The organism is Treponema pallidum subsp. pallidum str. Nichols, from assembly GCF_000410535.2.
Classification (GTDB): Bacteria; Spirochaetota; Spirochaetia; order Treponematales; family Treponemataceae; genus Treponema; species Treponema pallidum.
Map to the genome: position 1 here is coordinate 714,722 of NC_021490.2, position 16,823 is coordinate 731,544.

At 52.5% G+C, this 16,823-nt stretch carries 16 protein-coding genes and 1 tRNA gene; 7 read left to right on the forward strand and 10 right to left on the reverse strand.

Going from position 1 to position 16,823, the window contains the following annotated elements:
• The gene (locus TPANIC_RS03225; protein ID WP_014342523.1) at nt 1–2,568 is read right to left on the reverse strand and encodes an HD family phosphohydrolase; all 2,568 of its coding nucleotides are present in this window, start codon (nt 2,566–2,568) and stop codon (nt 1–3) included.
• Between the two features lie 21 nt (nt 2,569–2,589).
• Between TPANIC_RS03225 and TPANIC_RS03230 the strand changes: the two genes are divergently transcribed.
• Genes TPANIC_RS03230 through TPANIC_RS03245 form a run of 4 tightly spaced genes read left to right on the forward strand, consistent with a single transcriptional unit; the run spans nt 2,590 to nt 6,518 of the window.
• Nucleotides 2,590–3,729 carry an ABC transporter ATP-binding protein gene (locus TPANIC_RS03230; protein ID WP_010882097.1) on the forward strand — a complete coding sequence of 380 codons (1,140 nt, stop codon included), beginning with the start codon at nt 2,590–2,592 and terminating at the stop codon, nt 3,727–3,729.
• Complete coding sequence (locus TPANIC_RS03235) at nt 3,726–4,625, forward strand: ABC transporter permease (RefSeq protein ID WP_010882098.1); 900 nt, start codon at nt 3,726–3,728, stop codon at nt 4,623–4,625. Before TPANIC_RS03230 ends, TPANIC_RS03235 begins: the two co-directional genes overlap by 4 nt.
• Nucleotides 4,618–5,436 (forward strand): ABC transporter permease, encoded by an 819-nt coding sequence (locus TPANIC_RS03240; protein ID WP_010882099.1) that lies wholly within the window; start codon nt 4,618–4,620, stop codon nt 5,434–5,436. The genes TPANIC_RS03235 and TPANIC_RS03240 overlap by 8 nt, the downstream gene beginning before the upstream one ends.
• 35 nt (nt 5,437–5,471) lie before the next feature.
• On the forward strand, nt 5,472–6,518 hold the full coding sequence (locus TPANIC_RS03245; RefSeq protein WP_010882100.1) for an extracellular solute-binding protein: 1,047 nt from the start codon (nt 5,472–5,474) through the stop codon (nt 6,516–6,518).
• 54 nt (nt 6,519–6,572) lie between these two features.
• Here the strand turns inward: TPANIC_RS03245 and csrA are convergent, their stop codons facing one another.
• The 6 genes from csrA to TPANIC_RS03275 form a co-directional block, all read right to left on the reverse strand.
• A complete protein-coding gene (csrA, locus tag TPANIC_RS03250) occupies nt 6,573–6,794 on the reverse strand; it encodes a carbon storage regulator CsrA (RefSeq protein ID WP_010882102.1) in 222 nt (73 codons plus the stop codon).
• On the reverse strand, nt 6,788–7,240 hold the full coding sequence (locus TPANIC_RS03255; protein ID WP_010882103.1) for a flagellar assembly protein FliW: 453 nt from the start codon (nt 7,238–7,240) through the stop codon (nt 6,788–6,790). Before TPANIC_RS03255 ends, csrA begins: the two co-directional genes overlap by 7 nt.
• 18 nt (nt 7,241–7,258) lie before the next feature.
• Nucleotides 7,259–8,509 carry a flagellar hook-associated protein 3 gene (locus TPANIC_RS03260; protein WP_010882104.1) on the reverse strand — a complete coding sequence of 417 codons (1,251 nt, stop codon included), beginning with the start codon at nt 8,507–8,509 and terminating at the stop codon, nt 7,259–7,261.
• Nucleotides 8,510–8,542: 33 nt separating this feature from the next.
• Entirely contained in the window at nt 8,543–10,420 is a 1,878-nt protein-coding gene (flgK, locus tag TPANIC_RS03265) for a flagellar hook-associated protein FlgK (RefSeq protein WP_010882105.1), read from the reverse strand.
• A gap of 105 nt (nt 10,421–10,525) precedes the next feature.
• The gene (locus tag TPANIC_RS03270) at nt 10,526–11,038 is read right to left on the reverse strand and encodes a hypothetical protein (protein WP_010882106.1); all 513 of its coding nucleotides are present in this window, start codon (nt 11,036–11,038) and stop codon (nt 10,526–10,528) included.
• A 122-nt stretch (nt 11,039–11,160) separates the two neighbouring features.
• Nucleotides 11,161–12,159 (reverse strand): class II fructose-bisphosphate aldolase, encoded by a 999-nt coding sequence (locus tag TPANIC_RS03275; protein ID WP_010882107.1) that lies wholly within the window; start codon nt 12,157–12,159, stop codon nt 11,161–11,163.
• A 266-nt stretch (nt 12,160–12,425) separates the two neighbouring features.
• On the opposite strand from TPANIC_RS03275, the gene TPANIC_RS03280 reads away from it, so the two are divergent.
• Together TPANIC_RS03280 and TPANIC_RS03285 are read left to right on the forward strand one after the other, a co-directional pair.
• Nucleotides 12,426–13,154: a flagellar filament outer layer protein FlaA gene (locus tag TPANIC_RS03280; protein WP_014342815.1), complete on the forward strand. Its 729-nt coding sequence runs from the start codon at nt 12,426–12,428 to the stop codon at nt 13,152–13,154.
• Entirely contained in the window at nt 13,151–13,876 is a 726-nt protein-coding gene (locus TPANIC_RS03285) for a flagellar filament outer layer protein FlaA (RefSeq protein ID WP_010882109.1), read from the forward strand. The genes TPANIC_RS03280 and TPANIC_RS03285 overlap by 4 nt, the downstream gene beginning before the upstream one ends.
• A 17-nt stretch (nt 13,877–13,893) precedes the next feature.
• Here TPANIC_RS03285 and TPANIC_RS03290 read toward each other — a convergent pair whose 3' ends face one another.
• Genes TPANIC_RS03290 through TPANIC_RS03300 form a run of 3 tightly spaced genes read right to left on the reverse strand, consistent with a single transcriptional unit; the run spans nt 13,894 to nt 16,638 of the window.
• Nucleotides 13,894–14,649 (reverse strand): DUF8091 domain-containing protein, encoded by a 756-nt coding sequence (locus tag TPANIC_RS03290; RefSeq protein ID WP_010882110.1) that lies wholly within the window; start codon nt 14,647–14,649, stop codon nt 13,894–13,896.
• Nucleotides 14,646–14,939 (reverse strand): hypothetical protein, encoded by a 294-nt coding sequence (locus TPANIC_RS03295; RefSeq protein WP_010882111.1) that lies wholly within the window; start codon nt 14,937–14,939, stop codon nt 14,646–14,648. Before TPANIC_RS03295 ends, TPANIC_RS03290 begins: the two co-directional genes overlap by 4 nt.
• A 43-nt stretch (nt 14,940–14,982) precedes the next feature.
• On the reverse strand, nt 14,983–16,638 hold the full coding sequence (locus tag TPANIC_RS03300; protein WP_014342816.1) for a nucleoside kinase: 1,656 nt from the start codon (nt 16,636–16,638) through the stop codon (nt 14,983–14,985).
• 83 nt (nt 16,639–16,721) lie between these two features.
• Here TPANIC_RS03300 and TPANIC_RS03305 point away from each other — a divergent pair.
• Nucleotides 16,722–16,794: transfer RNA gene (locus TPANIC_RS03305), tRNA-Pro, on the forward strand.
• Nucleotides 16,795–16,823: the final 29 nt, after the last annotated feature.

Below are 16,823 nucleotides of genomic sequence, written 5' to 3' on the forward strand. Positions count from 1 at the left end.
TTACTCCTTATACGATCCTTGGGCTACGGACACGAGCTGCTGCTGATCAGAATCTCTTTGGTGAGGATACTCTATGCGGGAATGGTAGTATCCTGCCAGTATTCTCACAAAACACTCCTTGACGACCTGCACATCCCGAAACGTTAAATCAGAATTGTCAAGCTGATGTGTTTCTATCTTCTGTTGCACAACCTTATCGATAAATTTCCCTAGGCGGGGGATCGTCGGTTTATTCAATGTCCTACATGACGCTTCAACCACATCAGCAAGCATCACCACCGCAGACTCCTTTGTGCGAGGAGGAACCCCCGGATAGGTAAAATCTTCCCGATCAACATTCGGATCGAGTTCCCGCGCCTTCTCGTAAAAGTATGTAATAAGACTATTACCGTGATGCTCTGCAATTATATCGATAACCTCCTGAGGTAAGCGGAGTTGATGTGCCTTTTCTACCCCCAGCTTTACATGACTCCGAATTACCGTTGCAGAAAGCCGTGGATTTAAATCTAAGTGTTTGCTATCGCCCGTTTGGTTTTCTACAAAGTACTCACCGTTTTCCATTTTTCCAATGTCATGATAATACGCGCCAACTCGCGCAAGGAGCGAATGAGCCCCAATGCTACGACACGCATTTTCTGCAAGAGTGGCAACCATCATGGTGTGATTGTACGTACCTGAAACTGTAAGCAGCATTTTTTTCATGATAGGAACGTTGAGGTCCGAAAGCTCCATAAGCCGGAACACGGTAGGAGCATTGGTGAGCGCTTCAAGGATGGGCAGAAGGCCTAACACCAAAATGCCGTTGAGAAAGCCACTGATCGCCACGCCTGTAAGGAGGAATATTGCGTCAGTGTACGCATGCGGAAACGCAAACATGAGCGTAGCAGCAAGGAAAGGCTGAGCAACGGCAAGGACACAGGAACTTTTAACAATGTCGAGCCGAGAGCTCATAACACGCATACAAGCAGACGCCGACACCCCAGAGAGGAGCGCAAAAAGCGTAGGCTCAGTATGGAACTGTGAAGCGATGAGCACTGCGAACGCAATGAGAAAGGAACTAGTGACGGCACTACGATGGGAAACGAGCGCGGTAACGAGCATGATACACAACGCAGTTGGCTGAAAAGGAATGCTATCAAGCGGTGCAGGGAGCGCAGCTATCTTTGAAAGAAAAAGTGTGCACAGGTATCCGGCAACGCTGGTATAGAGAATGAGTAACTCTACACGCAGTTTAAGAGGAGGATGGGCCATCCGTTTACTGAACAAAAAGAAGGCAAGCAGATACAAAAAGGCCAGTAACAGGAGACTGCTTACGAGCAGGGAGCGATCGACAGACAGTTTAGAGTGTGCAAGTGCCTGCAATCTTGCGTAGTCAGTGGCGGATACGATAAAGCCGCGACGGACTATAATTTCGTTTGGATGAATACTGAGGGTGACCGGTCGTAACCGCGCCAATGCGTTGCGGACATGTCGTTCACTTTGAATAGGGTCAAAGACAATATTTGGACGCAGAAAGGGTCCGAGGGATGAAAAGAGGAGCGCCGCCTGCGACGTAAGACCGAAATCGGAAGCCAGCGCATGGACGCGCGCGGCGAGTTGATCGGATCTGATGAGCGTTTCAATTGCCTGAGTCCTCGAAAAGACATCCCCTGCGGCATTTTCCGCCTCATCCGCACTCGCATCGGGTGACAGGGGTACAGACGCAGAAGGGAGATCTCCTGCTGAGGCTTGCGACGCCACGGGGGCCGACATATCCGACGGGGCGTGGAAGGGACGTTCCTCACTGATAGTAATTGTGTGGGGGTTAAAATCCTTAAGCGCATGGTCGGACAGCTGCACCACACCTTGCGCGAAGATACGCGCGAGCACTTGAGTTCCCACACGCAGGAGGGACTCAAACGTGTCATCGTCAAGCTGAAGCAAGGATCGCAGCGTCTGGCGCGAAAAGTGAACAAATTTCTGCTGCAGCAGGTGCACGTGTGCAGACGCCCGATCGTGCGCAGCGTGGAGTGACCGCTCCTCCTCGTAGTCCGCTGCTCCTCCGCCTCCGTCCGACGAGGTATCCAGAGCCATACCAACGCGCGCTTTCTGCAACGCATGACAAAACGCCTGGTATGCGCGTACTTCAGCCTGTTCCAGATCGAGCCGACGCTCAAAAACAGCAGGAATTTCCTTCTTCCTGCGAGCATACTGCCGCTGGGTAGCCAGCTCATCAGTAAGGGAAAGAAAGACAGGAGAGACAACGTTCCGCTCAGCTACACGCCCTACCGCAAAGTCAGCAAGGTTCAGTCTTGCAGGGTCGTGCTGTTCGCTGATGCTCACCGCCGTGGCAATGCTGAGGACAACGAAGGAGAGCGCCAGATTGAGCGCGCGCGCACGCCGGCGGCGAAGTACGTGACACAGCGTATGCCACAACTGCGTAAGACGGGGTGGTCCTTTCTTCCTCATGCGCACTTCTCGCGCCAGCGAGCGTAACACGCCAGCGGTAATCTGTCCAGCAAGGACACACGGACGCCTTGCGTACCCCAACCGCGAGCCTTGACAGAACATACCCAAATACCGCACCATCGGCCTCCGCAATGAGAAGGAGTGCGACAGACCGTGAAAGGATGCGCCGTCACCATCGACCAGGTCTCAAAAGCATACGGTCACTGCCTCGCCGTTGACCGTGCCACCGTTCACATTCGGCAGGGAGAGTTTTTCTCCATCCTCGGTCCTTCAGGCTGCGGAAAGACCACGCTTTTGCGTATCATTGCAGGGTTTGAACAGCCGGACTCAGGAGACTTGACCTTCGACCACGTGAGTGTGCTCGGTGTTGGTGCAAATAAGCGGAGGTCTAACACCGTTTTCCAGTCGTATGCCCTCTTTCCTCACCTTTCCGTGTACGAGAACATCGCCTTCCCCCTCAGGCTCAAACGCCTCTCAAAGAACCTCATCCGCGAGCGCGTGCACGAGTACCTTCACCTGGTACAGCTGGACGAGCACCTGCACAAGAAACCCCATCAGCTGTCAGGTGGCCAACAACAGCGCGTCGCCATTGCCCGTGCACTCGTGTGCGAGCCAGGGGTGCTCCTGCTTGACGAGCCGCTTTCTGCCCTGGATGCAAAACTTCGCTCCAATTTGCTCATAGAGCTCGATACACTCCACGATCAGACGGGCATTACCTTCGTTTTTATCACCCATGACCAGAGCGAGGCTCTGTCCGTCTCCGACCGCATCGCCGTCATGAACAAAGGAAAGATCCTGCAGATCGGTACTCCCTACGAGATTTATGAGCAACCTGCGACTGACTTTGTCGCTAAGTTTATTGGGGAAACTAATAGCTTCCTGTCAACTGTCGTCTCCTGCACCGCCATTGAAAACGAAGAGTTTATGCTCAGTCTCCAGGTTCCGGAACTTGACCGTACGCTCACCGTAACCGCCGATAACCCTATCGATCCTGGCAGGCGGGTGTGTTTCACCGTTCGCCCAGAGAAGATCCACATTTCCCTTGAAGAGCCGGGTACCACCAGTGCGCCGCTCAATGTTTTTCGCGGTTTTGTAGAGGAGCCTGTATATGCAGGGTTCCAATCTAAGTTTTTCGTCCAGTTAGAAAGTGGCGCTATTATCCAAGTGTTTCAGCAACACCAGAAGTATCTCGACACTGGCCCTGAGATTGCGTGGAAGGACACTGTTTACGTGTCCTGGTCTGCACACGACGGCTACGTGGTTGAGGACATCGAGTCGTGAGCAGCCGGCTGCGCGTGGCGCGACGCCGTACCGTAGGCAGTTTAGGTTTTTGGTGCACGCTCCCCTTGTCTGCGTGGCTTACAGTCTTCTTTCTGTGCCCCCTTACGGTGGTCGCTGTGTACAGCTTTTTGCAAAAGGGCCTGTACGGAGGCGTTGTGTGGAAGTTTTCCATCCGGGCGTATGCGCAAGTCCTTACCTCCGGCTATGGCGCACTGCTGGCTCGCACCCTGCTTATCAGTACAGGCGTCACCTGTTTGTGCGTGCTCCTGGCACTTCCTGCAGGCTACGCGCTCTCTCGCAGCCGGAGGCAAACGTTCTTCCTGTTCCTAATTATCGTCCCCTTTTGGACCAATTCTCTCATCAGGATAAACGCCTGGATCACTATCCTGGGGAACCAGGGGTTTTTGAACGAAGCACTCAAGTCGCTTGGTTTTATTACTCGAAGTCTTCCGCTCCTGTACCATAACGGGGCAGTCATTGTGGTGCTCACCTATATGTTCCTGCCCTACGCTATCTTTCCTATTTTCGCCGCTATCGATCGCTTCGATTTCTCCCTCCTTGAATCTGCATGCGATCTAGGCTCTACCCCCACGGGTGCCATTATCCGCGTGTTGCTTCCCAACATCAAAACCGGCATTGCCACCGCCGTGTTCTTTACCTTCATTCCTGTCTTCGGTTCCTACACCGTCCCCCTCCTGGTGGGAGGAAAGGATTCCTACCTTATCGGAAACGCAATTGTGGACCAGGTACGTATCGTGGGAAATTGGCCACTCGCTTCGGCCTTCGCGATGCTCGTTACCCTCGCAGGGGGGGTAGGAGTACTCTGGATACTTGCAGAAAGCGGTGCCTGCAATACAACACCTCCCCCTTGCGGAGGACGCCGCTCATATGCCTAATTGCCGTCTGATCCACACGCGCGCACGCACTCCCCTACGGTGTTCCTTCTCTGCTGTGCTGCTGGCGGCAGTTGTCTCGTTCCTATTTCTGCCGCTTGCAGTTATTGCGCTTTTTTCCTTCAACAAGGATAAATCCCTTATCTGGACCGGTTTCTCGCTGCGCTGGTACACAGAGCTATTCTTTTATTCAGAAAAACTGTGGTCTTCCTTTCTTAATAGCGTGCTTATAGCATCTGTTTCTGCACTTGTAGCAACAATTGTGGGGACTGCCGCTGCCATCGCAATTCGTTGGTATCGTTTCTCAGGCCGGCTATATGCGCAGGTAATGAGCCTTCTGCCCATGCTGCTCCCTGAGGTTATCACAGGTATGGCAATGCTCGTTTTTTTCTCCCTAGTACGCCTGCCGCTGGGGCGCGCAAGCATCATCACCGCTCATATCACCTTTTGTCTGCCCTTCGTGCTCCTGCTCATCCTTACTCGCATCGACACCTTTGACCTCTCTCTCATAGAGGCGGCGCAAGACTTAGGTGCAAACGAGTGGCAAGCGCTAGGAAAAATCGTGATCCCTGCCATCATGCCAGGCATACTGTCTGGCTTTTTACTTTCAGTAACCCTTTCTCTGGAAGATTTTGTCATCACCTTTTTCGTTGCAGGACCGGGCTCCACCACACTCCCCCTGTATGTGTTTTCAATGATCCGCTATGGGGTCTCTCCTATCATCAATGCCCTTTCCCTGATCATGATGGCAGGGATTGTAGGGGTCGCCTACCTCCTGCGCAATTCTTTAAAAACAATAGTCCATTCTAAGTAACTACTTTCTGCAAACAATCTCGTAAGGAGCAAAGCATGAAACGTTTTTGTGTGAGCAGTTCGCGCATTCTTTCTCTCCTTTTTCTCTCCCTCTGGATGGGATCATGCCTGCAGACACGACAGGATGTCCTGTACCTGTATAACTGGACGTACTACACCCCGACGTCCCTCATTAAAAAGTTTGAACAACAGTATAACGTGCAGGTAGTCTATGATGATTACGCTTCAAATGAAGATATGTTTGCAAAACTGAGCATTGGTGCAAGTGGTTATGATTTAGTGGTCCCTTCGGGTGACTTTGTCAGCATCATGAAACGCAAGCATCTGTTGGAAAAAATTGACCTATCCAAGATTCCCAACGTACAGTTTATCAAAGAGAGTGTCCGTGCTCGCATAGCCTACGATCCAAAAATGGAATATTCGGTGCCGTATTATCTTGGAGCGGCAGGCATTGCGGTAAACAAAAAAGCAGTTCCGTCATACGCGCGCACGTGGTCTATCTTCTCACGCAAAGACCTGGCGTATCGTATGAGCATGATGGACGATATGCGCGAAGTAATGGGTGCTGCACTTGCTTCACTTGGCTACAACGTAAACACAAAAAACGAACAAGAGCTTGCGCAGGCAGCAATACTTGTCACCGACCACTGGAAACCAAACTTGGTAAAGTTTGATTCGGACGGATACGCAAAGTCATTTGCATCGGGAGACTTTGTTGTAGCTCATGGCTTTGCAGAGGCCTTCTTTGCAGAGACTCCTGAGGCAATGCACGAACATATAGACTTCTTTATACCACAAGATGTCGCCAGCCCAGTGTACGTAGACAGCTTTTGCATTCCCAAGGGGGCACGCAATCGCGACCTTGCCCATGCGTTTATCAACTTCTTCCTAGAGCCTGCACACTACGCGGAGTTTTTGGACACCTTTGGATTCCCTTCAACTATCCACCGGGAAGCGGCAGCATATCAGAAGAAGACTCCATACTACAGCGAGCATGACCTCGAGCGAGGAACGCTAAAAACAGATGTGGGGGCAGCAATCGAACACTACAATGCGCACTGGAACGCGGTGCGATTTAGGTGAACTCAGTCATCCGCGCAAAACACTCCCACCCCGAGGGATGGGTATCCTCTGCAACTACACAGGCAACTGAGGCAATGAGTTAGGAGACCAGGGGGAGTCGGACGCAGCGCGGTTCTCTCTCTGGATCTCTTCGTATACCTCTTGTCGGAATATTTTCACCGAACGCGGCGCTTCCACACCGACTTTTACCTGATCGCCGCGAATCTCAATAATAGTCAGTTCAATCGAGTCCCCAATAAAGATTTTCTGATTTGTCTTGCGCGAAAGGATCAACATTGTTCCTGCGCCCTTCTTTCTGCCATTTCGGCGACGATATCGTGCTTCGTTCTCCACCGATCGCCACCCATCGCCACTTGCATCGCCTTGCGGTTTTTCTTGTTCACAATCAAGGGACCTTGCAAATTTGCAGTCACCGCAGATCCATCGGGAGGAATGGTCACCAACGCGAACACCAAGACGTCGGTAGGAGAAGAAATATCGAGCGGCTGCAACAATACATCGTCAATGTCCAATTCGTAGTCCGGACGAAACAAAAACGGATCAATAGCAATGAAGGACAACGCCGGATCGTCTAAGGACTGCATATGAATAAACGGAACCTGCACTGCATCAAATAACGCAAAGCGATGATATTTCTCAAAACCATAGAGACCACGCTCCAACGTAATAATCTGGTGTGCCTCAACCGTTTGTGTACCGAGCGTCTTCGTCTGAATCTCCATAGCGTGCGGCTCCTTCCCCTACCGCAAATAATCCAAGAGCGTGTGCTTATACAAAGAGCCCACCGTACTCAGCGTTGCTTGGTGCGTATACTCAAACATTTTCAAATCCGTAATCGCCTGCGTCAAATCAATATCAGACTCACGAGACTCCGCTGCAACCACATTCGGAATGTGGCTATTAAAACGTGCAAGTGTTGCCTGTGCACGTGCGTACCGCGCTCCTGTCTCGGCAAGACGCAGTGAAAGGTTGTCAACTGCACCATCTGCACTTCCTAAAATCTTACCCCCGAGCGACTCTTGATCACCTGCAAGCAGGGCATTGCGCACCGCAATGGCCATGTCAAAAATGGACCCGCCTGAAACCCGTGCACCTGCTGACACATTGTACGGCGGACGCTGCCCTTCGGTAATCAAACCCAACGAGGCAAACACGTTTGCCTCGTCCTCATCTTGCAACCACAACTGCCTGGCGTCAGATGTCTCCATATTCAAACCGTTGGTAACCGGGTCAAGGTACGCACGGACTGCCGCGCCTGAATCATTAATTTTAGAAATAATAGCGTACACGTTATCCCCTGCGACCAAGGGGATGCTGACCCCGTCGACCGTAACACGCGCATCCTGCTGCAGGACGTAGGCGCGCGCGTCAACCGAGGAGAGAAGAATTTGCCGCTCTGCCCAGAACACGCGACTGCCCGCTTGGTGGGTACCCACATAGCTGTGCTCGTCAATTTCCACGTTCTTAGGATCTAAAGAACCGTGATAGCGTACCTGAGTGATCACTTCAGACCCTAATCCCTCAACATTCCCCATGACCGTTTCAAAGGGCTCTGTGAAAACTTTGGTACCGCTAAATACCCGCACCCCATCTGCGCTCACTGCATTTGCATTGTGCACCAGCTCCTGTAAAAGCTCATCTGCTTCACTCGCCATTTTTTTTAAATCGTCAGGAGTATAGGTTCCGTTCGCTCCTGCGACAGCCATTTCCCGAAGACGCTGTACTACGTTCAGCGCAGAAGTCATAAACCCCTCGGCGATTTGATACTGGTCACGTAAAGTTTTCGTGTTTCTCTCAAAGCGATCTAAACGCGCCAGGGACGACTTGTACCTCACAGAATGACCTGCAGCGAGCGGATCATCGCGAAGCTGCTGGATCCTACGCTGCGTTGCAAGCTGATTGTTTACCTTCCGTAGTCTACTTTCCTGCTCCCTTAAGAAAAAGGCACTGTCTGTGCCCTGCATGTGTGAGCTGATACGCTTCACGCCCATCCTCCCTTCCTCATACCGTGCACTATCTGAAAATTAAACACCCATACGATTGATGACGGTGTCGAGCATTTCATTCACCGCCGCAATAAAACGCGCAGACGCATTATAGCCGTGCTGAAACTTAATAATGTCCGCCAACTCTTCATCAATATTCACTCCCGACGTCGCATCACGCATATCTGTGAGCTCCTTGAGAATTGCAGCGTGCATTTGCATCGAACGCTCCGCCTGTTCTCCCTTAAGACCGATTGCTGTTGTCACTTCTGCAAAAAACTCGTCAAACGTGTGTCGATTGCCAATCATAACCGGGCTATTTCTCAACGATGCGATTGCAAGCGCCGCCCGGTTATCCCCCGCATGAGGGAGTCCCTCCGCACTCGGATATCCTGCAGCCACACTATACACATCAGACAGCACAGCCGGATTAAGTTCCATCCACCCTGCAGGATGAGCGATAGGAGAAACCGCATGTTGCGCTCCTGCCTGATCTAACGCTGCAATCGCGTCCGCTCTCTGCCAATCAAAGGCACCCTCTGCCCCGCTTGCTGCAAGCAATCCTGCGTAACCTGCAAGGAAACGCCCAGAATCCTCCACATGTCTAATGACAAAATCAGGATTATCAGAGTTATGCGCGGTAGTCGCCTTTAATACCAATTTATGATTCTGATCCAAGTAGGCGGTCACTTCCGCATTCGCCTGATTGATACGCGCCACCACATCTGCCACCATGTCGGTGGCGGCGTACGGCACCTCGACTGTACCGTCTGCGGCAGACAAAGTGATCACCCCCGTCAACCCCACCTGTTCACGGGCATCGAGCGCGTGTGCACCGCTGATTCGAAATATGTACGAAGAATCGTACTGCCCATCCCCATCCCGATCAAAATTCCCGTCAACATTGTTGATAAAGTACTGTTCCTTAAAAAAATCGAGTCCTGTCTTTCCATTCAGCCCCATTGCGTTACGGTGTACGTTATTTACCAGATCTACAAAGTTCATAGCCATAGTATCGAGCTTGCGCAGCTCATCGCGCACGTCTGTGTCACGCAGTTCTATCAACGCTGCAAGCTTACCCCCAGAAAAGTGCGCACGATCCCCTGAGTCCTTCCACACCACGGACACATATCCTTCAGGCGTTGTTCCACTGACAAGCCCAAGTGTCTTATAACTCTTCCCCTGCACAACTTCTAATCCCGCACTGTGAATAACGTAGGACTCATCCTCATCACGCACGTCCACCCTGACCTCAATGCGGTGCGCGAGACTTTCCACCAACGTATCACGTCGATCTAAAAGATCATTAGGATTATCACCCATCGCTTTTGACTTCACAATCTGTTCATTTAATTGAGCAATTTTGGCAAGGAGATCATTCACCTGCTCAACCGTTGCCTCAATATCCGCGTTGAGCATATCGCGAATACCGACAAGACCTCTATACTGATGATGAATGGCATCCGTTAGCGTCTGTGCACGCGTGAGCACAACCTGACGCGCTGCACGGGCTTCAGGATACACAGACAGTTCCTGCCAGCCATCCCAAAACTGGTCCAGCCTGGTACGAACTGCAATATCCTCCGGCTCATTATACACCTGCTCTAAAAGACGCACATACGCATCACGCGTGCTCCAATACCCCTGTTCGTCTGTCTGAGACACAATGCGACTATCGAGGAGCTGGTCACGCAAACGCGCGATAGAACCGATGGTGACCCCTTGTCCTATCTGACCAGGCAGCTGAGCGCGAGAAAGATCAGGACGGTACAGCGGCTCGAACGAATCGAGGTTTACTCGCTGGCGGCTATACCCCGGCGTGGAAGAATTCGACACGTTGTGTCCTGCAGTCTGTACAGATTGCTTATGCGCGTAAAGAGCACGCTTTCCAAGTTCTATAGATGCAAATGTCGACATGTGTTCTCCCTATAAGAATGGAGGGTACGCGCAGCAGCCCCATCAGGAACCTCCCTCTCGCCCTGTGGATACTCGCGCTCTGCTCCTCCCCCGAGGTACCGCACCCTACAGCACACGATCAAAGACAAGACTTCCAGGCGCACAACGGACTGGACATCCGTCCTTCGTATAGGAGCTGCCCTGCTGTTCACACGTAAGGGCGCTGACAAGCGCGTGTGCCAGACCACGCGCGTGAGTCAGATAGTGTTGGATTGCATCGTGCTCATTTTTTGAAGAGGCAACTTTGCTACGCAGCGTCCTATAGAGAGCGACGACCGCATCGTGCACATTGACATCCGCGCGCCTCAAATAGGCAAAGAAGGAATCAAAGTCAACCGGCGCGTCACCGTACGGCCGAACCTCTTGGAGAAGTAAGAAACACCGTTTATCGAGATGCAAGAACTCACGACTCAGCGCCTGTGCACGGCTGACAAAGGATTCTACATGCTCCCACGCACGTGTGCGCAGCGACTCGTACACACTACGCTGGACCTGTATCACCTGGCCAACAAGCTCAATCTGCGCAACAAGAATTGCCTCCACCTGCCCTGCCCGGTGCAAAGCCCGCTCTCGGTCCATCGCCCACTCCTCTAGCCAGGAGTCTCGGCACCTTTCCCGAGCGCTTTACTTTTTAGTGAAATAAAAAACCGTCCAGTGGTCTGCAGCTCCGCAGGCTACTGGACGGCTCGCACCTGCTGGCTCTATGCGCGGCCGGCGCTTCCGAGCACTTCCTTGTTTTTGTGCATGTACAACTTCTTAAGCTCATCGCGCGCAGGACCCAAATACTTTCTCGGATCAAACTCATCTACCTTGGTGGTCAGCACCCTGCGTATAGCTGCAGTCATAGCGAGGCGACCGTCCGAGTCAATGTTCACCTTGCACACCGCGCTTTTGGCAGCTTTCCGCAACTGCTCTTCTGGAATACCCACAGAATCCGGCAGATTTCCACCGTACCTTTCAACCTCCCGTACGTACTCAACGGGCACAGACGAAGCACCGTGCAGCACGATGGGAAAGCCAGGAATACGCTTTTCTATCTCTGCGAGGATGTCAAAACGTAGCGGAGGGGGGATCAACACTCCATCAGCATTGCGCGTACACTGCTCTGGCGTAAACTTTGCTCTCCCGTGACTTGTTCCGATGGAGATGGCAAGGGAATCCACCCCCGTTTTTTTCACAAAGTCCTCAACTTCGTCAGGCATAGTGTAGTGGCTCTTCTCTGCCACTACATCGTCTTCCACACCAGCGAGTACCCCAAGCTCCCCTTCCACGGTGACATAGTCCGCACGCGCATGGGCATACTCGCACACCTTCCTGCTTAGCGCTACATTCTCGTCGTACGGCAACGCCGAACCGTCAATCATCACAGACGAAAAGCCACTCTCTATGCAGTCAATGCACAGCTCTAGGCTGTCACCATGGTCCAGATGCAAAACAATGGGAATATCAACGCCGAGCTCATGGGCATACTCAACTGCGCCGCGTGCCATATTGCGCAGGAGCGTCGCATTTGCGTACTTGCGCGCACCGGAAGAAACCTGCAGAATGACGGGAGAACGCGTTTCAACACACGCCTGTATGATTGCCTGGAGCTGTTCCAGGTTGTTAAAATTATACGCAGGGATCGCGTATCCGCCCTTTACTGCCTTTGCGAACAGGTCCTTGGTATTCACCAAACCGAGTGCCTTGTAACTAGTCATGAGAACCCCCTTTGTTAGGATTGCTTCGAGAAGAGTCACGAAATAGAGAAGCGTGCCACCCTCGGCAAGAGGGGCATGGTAGGGCGATCGGGACGCTCTAGTCAACCGAAGCGCGAAGGCTTGAGTCCACACGCAGGCGTTGGAACGGCAGCAAGACGATTTGGACAGGTACCACGCGGGAGGTTTGACAAGCTATTTCTCCATGCGCTAGAATGCGGCGAGCTGGCGCCTGCGAGGCGTTAGGGGTGGTGAAAAGGAGTTTGCGAATGAAACAGGGCTGTTTTATGGTGGCGGGCTTTGCGCTGACGTGCGCGTTTTTGGTGTCCCCCCTTGCGGCGCAAAGGTCGAAGGTCAATTACCAGGCATACTTCATAGATGACTTTGACGGTGCCTCCGAGGATCAGGGTCTCGCCTGGCGTGCTGCGGGGAGCAAGTTCATCACAAAGGGCTTCCCTATCCTCAAGTATTTCGAGGGCATGCCACAGGCGGTGCGCATGGCGGGCTCGTGGCAAGGGAAGGACAAGGAAGCCCGGTTCATCGGAGTAGAGTGCAAGTTCAATCGACAGGGGAATAACTGGCTGGACCTAATTCCGACTAAGGGTGGTAGCGATTACGAGATCCCCCTGCGTGGGGTGGTCAGTGGGTTCGACGTGTGGGTGTGGGGTGCAGGTTATCAGTACTCGCTCGAGGCTTTGGTTAGGGACTGCACGGGACGAGTCCACACCCTCCTAATAGGCAACCTCGACTTCCAAGGGTGGAAGAACCTTAGTGTTTCGGTTCCCACACACATCCCACAGACGTCGCGCTATTTGGGGAGCGCGCAACACCTGAGTTTTGTCGGTTTCAGGATCCGTACTAGCCCATCAGAGCGGGTGGATGATTTCTACGTGTTCTTTGACCAGTTCAAGGCGCTTGCTAACATGCATATCGACTTTTACGATGGACACGAGTTGAGAAATGCTCAGTTCAAGGAGGAAGGAGAGAGCGGCAAATGAAGAAGATAGCGGTGGTGAGTGTAGGGGTGTTGGTTTTTTCTGCCCATGCGCAGGAGGCGGCTGGGAGCAGGGATGTTGCCGATCCATCTCGCATAGGGATGTATGCTGCTGCGCAACGCCTCAAGGAAGTGTCCGTAGATAAGTTTGAGAATGAAGGGACCTGGGTTGTCTCCATGTCTTCTGACGAAGGGACTATAAAGGGGCGCCTGTTTGAGGGTGGACCTGCCAGAAAGCGCCCTATCCCCGAGGAAGGGGATATGAAGATTCCCGACTCTAAGGTGTTTGGCGCGAAGGTTTCGTTTTACCGGCGAGGGTACAACAGTTTTGAGGTTTCTTCCGTTAAGCCGTTGCCCGTTGAGGGTGTCGCAAAGACAGTGAGCGTGTGGGTGGCTGGGCGCGGATACCCGCACTCGCTCAGTCTCTTGCTGGAGGATTTCTGGGGACAGCGCTTTGAGTTGCACATGGGACAGCTCGATTTTTCCGGCTGGAAGCTCATGAGTGTCGCAATCCCCCCTCAGCATGTTGATGGGAAGACGGGTATCGTACAGAAGAGCCGCCGTTTCCCTAACCAGTCTGGGCTGAATATCGTAGGCTTCCGCGTAGACTGCGATCCTCTCGAGGCGTATGGCAATTATTACGTGTATTTCGATGACCTGAGGGTGGTCACTGACCTTTACGACGTGGAATCGCGCGAGCCTGATGACATGTCTGATGCCTGGTAAAGGATGAGCGAGTGCGTCTACCTGGCCGGGCCCGGGCTTAGCTTTTCTGCTAAGCCTTCCCCATGTGGCTCTTGCCAGGGAGGAGGTGATCGATTGTCCCCCGGCGGTTCCTTCCGGTAGAGTTTTGTCCTGCCGCGCTTCGAGTGCGGGGTGGCCATCCCGTTCCTCCTCAGAAACCGCAGGGCGTAGCGGCAGTGCACGCCTGTGCCCGTTTGCGCCAGGTCATCGCAGCAGAAGATTTCAGGTAGCTTTGACAGGAGAGGTTGCGCGAGGGACCCCTTGTTGCGGAATTCTTCTGAGCTCTGCACTTCGAGGAGTTTTCTGTCGACTATGCGCGGCTTCTTGTACCTACTTCTCCCCTTCCGGTCGTCGACCTTGATGACCTCGCTGTGTATGTACACGATATGGAGAGAAAGGTGCTCGTGGTCGAGCAGGTCGTGCAGTCTGCCGATCTCCCGGTATATTTGGAAGAACGAACCCTCCTTGGGGCTCTTGCGGTAATGCCGCTCGCTGCCATCCTCGTTCAGCATTCTAATATACAGACGTCTGGAGACCGGATACACCACCATCACCTGGTGGTAAGGGAGGAGCTTCTTCAGCTTTGCCTCCAGGCGTCCTAGCCCCGACGTTTGAACTTCGACAATCGTCCCGTCCGGATGGACGACATCGCAGATCGACCCGCGAAGCTCTACTTCCTGCCGAGAACCACGAGGACTAAAGTAGTCCTTCAGCGCTCTATGGAGCCCCGTTTCCCGACACGTGTTAATCGTCATCGCTGGCCAAGAGGCCCCGAGACGTACTCGAGCAGCTCGAGTGCGTCAAGCTGCTCGAGCGTGTACCATATGCCGACTACCCCCCGACCACCTGCAACAGTGCGCTTTCCCGCGACGCGGTACGCGATCACTCTATTCGAAGACAGGGGAACTCTCAACGGATGTCCATTCATGTCAAGAAGACTCCTCTCACAGGGAGGTCCTGATATCTCCCGACATTCTCCATCAGGAAATATCAAATAATATTCATACAGCGTCATAACACTCGAAGCACCACTTCCCTTCTGCACGCGTCACTTTGTGTCGCCATACCCTGCATTATAAAAGCACTCGCTACAGACAATAGCAAAAATCGCTTTGCCCAATAAATTCTCTTAATATCGACTGACCCGGAACATGCACATCAGACAACGAACAAAACTGCTCCAACAAGGCACGCAAATTGCGGACTTCCCTATACGTGGTACAAGCAGAAGAAACCGTGCTTAAAACTTCCTGTGCACGGCGCTTTAACACTGCAAACTCATAAACCAATGCACTGTTAAACATCATGTCTGCACGGTGCTGAAAAGGGAAAATATAGCGCTCTTCACCTGCACGCACCCGTTGCCACATTTCAAGTGTTTTTTCGACAGAAATACCGCGAAACTGCGCGTCGCGCACAACCCTCCGCAACAACCTTCCATCAGACGCCGAAACCCTGTGCTGTTCATCCAAGCACAAATGCATGAACACAGAGACGTACAACCGAAATACAACTCGCCGGTTCATCAACGAGATGAGCCGATCGTTCAAGCCATGTATGCCCTCAATAATAAGCAGCGAACGCTCACCAAACTGTACTTCCCGCCCCCGGTACTCTCGTTTCCCTGTTTTAAAATTATACGAAGGAAGTGCAACACGCTTCCCCTGCAAGAGATCCAAAAACAACTTATTAATCAGGGGAAGATCTAAGGCTTCGACGCACTCAAAATCAGGATTACCTTCCGCGTCACACGGCGTGCGCTCAATCCCCACATAGTAATCATCAAGACTAATCACATGCGGATCGTAACCAAGTACTTGCAGCTGCACTGAAAGTTTTTTTGCAATCGTTGTCTTTCCAGAACCTGACGGTCCTGCTATCGACACCACGCGCACGCTGTCCCTTCGTGCAATTTCTGTGGCACAACACTCAATCTGCCGATTGTGCGCCGCCTCAGCCATGTCAACACAAGTTGCAACATCACCAGACTGAATGCACGCATTCAACTGTCCTACTGAGCATATTTTTGTCTGTTCTTCTTGCTGCCGATGCCTCCGATACATTACCACAAACTGTGGCGACGCGTTGTGCTGAGAAATGATGTGGCGTTGTCCACCTTCAGGGAAACGCAACAGACAACCCTCAGCACACATCCGCACCTCAAAGACGGTGAGCCTCCCTACAGAAGCCATGAGCGGCTGAAAAAACAACGCAGAAAAACCGTCCAGTACCTGCGTTAAAAACACAGTCCGGTACGAACCCAGAATATAATGATGTGAATATGGAAAATTCCACTGCGTAAACAGATTCAAGGCTTCCCGACGCGTCATATACTGCATGTGAATGGGCGCATCCTGCGCCACAAGCGCCTTCATCCTACGCACTACCAACGAAACATCCAGGTCATCTGCGCACGCACCCTCGGTACGGTAGCAATATCCCCCCTGCACTCGATACCCTGCAAACAATCGCACATGCGGATACACCGAGTGAAACGCTGTGGCAAACAGCAAACGCGCAGTCCTACGGTACAGAGCGGCCCCTAACACCGTATCCTCACGAACCGGCTCAACTACCGCGTCGGCGCCTATCACCTGGCATGGCAGTACCGGTGTACCGTTACACATCAAACCATACACAGACGATTCTGTGCCAAAAAATCGCTCAAAGAGGACGCGCGCTGGAACGCACTCGGAAAACTTTTCTCGGCGCCCACCAGGCAGTGACACCACAAACGTGCCCATCCAATCTCCCACACAAGAATCGAGACTTTTTCGCAGGTAACCGTTGACAGCCTATCCATTCTTAACACACAGTGTCAAGCGTACGGGACGTGGCCTAGGGGCTAGGGCACCCGGTTTGGGACCGGAAGATCGAGGGTTCAAATCCCTCCGTCCCGAATAATTTCTTCAGGCAATACATATTTCGA